This is a genomic window from Porcibacter vitabionis (assembly GCF_046263795.1).
Lineage (GTDB): Bacteria > Bacillota > Clostridia > Lachnospirales > Lachnospiraceae > Lachnocurva.
Genome location: NZ_JBJYZD010000016.1, coordinates 47,408 through 49,315, shown reverse-complemented (window position 1 = coordinate 49,315; position 1,908 = coordinate 47,408). Strand labels below are relative to the sequence as shown.

The 1,908-nt window shown below is 41.9% G+C and carries 4 protein-coding genes; 1 reads left to right on the top strand and 3 read right to left on the bottom strand.

The genetic code is table 11. The annotated features are described in order from the left end of the window. Positions 1 to 104: 104 nt before the first annotated feature. Genes ACKX2L_RS10695 through ACKX2L_RS10685 form a run of 3 tightly spaced genes read right to left on the bottom strand, consistent with a single transcriptional unit; the run spans position 105 to position 918 of the window. Positions 105 to 281 carry a glycoside hydrolase family 99-like domain-containing protein gene (locus ACKX2L_RS10695; RefSeq protein ID WP_497552003.1) on the bottom strand — a complete coding sequence of 59 codons (177 nt, stop codon included), beginning with the start codon at positions 279 to 281 and terminating at the stop codon, positions 105 to 107. Positions 282 to 331: 50 nt separating this feature from the next. Next, positions 332 to 466: a glycoside hydrolase family 99-like domain-containing protein gene (locus ACKX2L_RS10690; RefSeq protein ID WP_497553262.1), complete on the bottom strand. Its 135-nt coding sequence runs from the start codon at positions 464 to 466 to the stop codon at positions 332 to 334. Beyond that, the gene (locus ACKX2L_RS10685) at positions 463 to 918 is read right to left on the bottom strand and encodes a hypothetical protein (protein ID WP_497553259.1); all 456 of its coding nucleotides are present in this window, start codon (positions 916 to 918) and stop codon (positions 463 to 465) included. Before ACKX2L_RS10685 ends, ACKX2L_RS10690 begins: the two co-directional genes overlap by 4 nt. A gap of 130 nt (positions 919 to 1,048) precedes the next feature. Here ACKX2L_RS10685 and istA point away from each other — a divergent pair, with 130 nt between their 5' ends. After that, positions 1,049 to 1,849, top strand: a complete 801-nt coding sequence (gene istA / locus ACKX2L_RS10680; RefSeq protein ID WP_497553258.1) for an IS21 family transposase — start codon at positions 1,049 to 1,051, stop codon at positions 1,847 to 1,849. The last annotated feature ends 59 nt before the right edge of the window (positions 1,850 to 1,908 follow it).

Sequence of the window (1,908 nt, the reverse complement as noted above, 5' to 3'; positions counted from 1 at the left end):
GAGCGGGTCTGCCGGACACCCATTGAAAATCTGATGTGAATGAAAATAGAATCCGCCGTTTCAGATCTATTCTGAAATAGCGGTGTTCTTCTAGGGCTGACGCCCTAAGATAACTCGCTTACATAGTAATTGCCGTTTAATGGTACATTAGGCTGCTCATGTCCATCAAACAGCGGCTGGGCTTCTTTTACTGCGACCCAGTCAGTAAACCCTTCTCCCCACCACCTGTCATTTTCAGGAATCCGGTGATACTGCGGCAGGTACATAGCGATAATTTTCATATGAATTTTCTCATTTCATTTAATCTGTTTCAAAAAAGTCTTGTCCAACTTCATTTTACAATCGGCGAATCATAATAATTGCCATTTAATGATACATTTGGCTGCTCGTGTCCATCGAACAATGGTCGGGCCGCCTTTACTGATACCCAGTCAGTAAAGCCACCCCCACCACTTGTTGTTTTCAGGAATTTAATGATATTGCGGAAGGTACATAGCGATAATCTTCATCTACATTCTCCAATTCCTGCATCTTCTTTTTTGTATAGTCAGAGTCAATCCACTGCTCTTTTATTCTAAGAATCTTTTCTGCGGGTATATGCATATCCTGCAACTCTTGTTCGATTTCATCTACTATTTCAGGATTTATTACAGCTATAACAATATAATCGAAAGTCATTCTTTTCAAATCTTCTACAAAAGACACTTGCTTTCCCTGAGATTGGTAAAGATCAGCCTGTTTGTCGACCCAACCTGAGAGTGTCAAATTCTGTGGAAATTTATCATGAATCTCTTCTCCAAATACACCTGCACCATATATCACAATTCGCTTACCAGATGTAATTTCCCCGAAAGGATATATCCCCGGAAAATCCCAAAAGAATTCATACCCAGCTAATAATAGATTCCACACAATCATCCAATCTAATTCCTTACGAATTATTTTTTCATTAAGAGTGCTGCTATGTCATAATTAAATATGTACAAAAGTTCCGGAATAAAAATGTACAAATGGTATCATCGTAAAAGCTGATAAAGGAGGCTTTGCGATGATTATCAAATCACCTGTTACAACGAATCTGAAAATTGAGAAACTGGAGGACTTATACAAGTTAAAACTATTTATGGAATCAGCCAACCTGAAAATTAATAAAAGCCAGATTGCCCGAGAACTGGACGTGGACAGGAGAACCGTTGATAAATATCTCCATGGATTTCATAAGTCAAAGCATCGGACATCGAGCAACTGCCTGACCCCTTACAAGGACATCATCCGGGAACTTCTTTCGGATGAAAATGAACAGATCTTTTATTACCGCCGCGTTCTTTGGCAGTATCTGTGCGATAACCATGGCTACCATGGCGCTTACAGTAACTTCTGCTATTACCTTTCCAGGGAACCAGAATTCGCTGCGTACTTTCGTAAAAGACTTCCGGCAAAATCAGAAGCCTATATCCGCTATGAGACACCAGCGGGAAAGCAGGCACAGCTGGACTGGAAGGAATCCCTGAGGCTTTTAACGACAGATCTCGGATGGGTCGAAGTAAACATCTTCGTCCTGCTTCTTTCCTTCTCCAGATACCGCATTTACCGGATGGTACCAACAAAGTCACAGGATGTACTTTTCTTCTGCCTGGATGACGCGTTTACGGTGTTTGGCGGTGTGCCGGAAGAGATTGTGACAGATAACATGAAAACGATCATGGATCAGCCAAGGACAAGAGGCTCGAAAGGAAAAATAAATATTCGCTTCCAGCAGTTCGCCGATGATTATGGATTCCGTGTCCAGCCATGTATTGCCGCCACGCCAAAGACAAAAGGAAAAGTGGAATCTCCGCCTCTAAGGTGAAAAGGAAAACAGAAACCGCACCGCCGTTATGTACCGACCTGTGCCTTAGGTATTAGTAG

What these genes read in the sequence shown, in the direction of transcription:
- ACKX2L_RS10695 (WP_497552003.1), bottom strand. Translation starts at nt 281, where the DNA reads ATGAAAATTATCGCTATGTACCTGCCGCAGTATCACCGGATTCCTGAA.
- ACKX2L_RS10685 (WP_497553259.1), bottom strand. Translation starts at nt 918, where the DNA reads ATGATTGTGTGGAATCTATTATTAGCTGGGTATGAATTCTTTTGGGAT.
- istA (WP_497553258.1), top strand. Translation starts at nt 1,049, where the DNA reads ATGATTATCAAATCACCTGTTACAACGAATCTGAAAATTGAGAAACTG.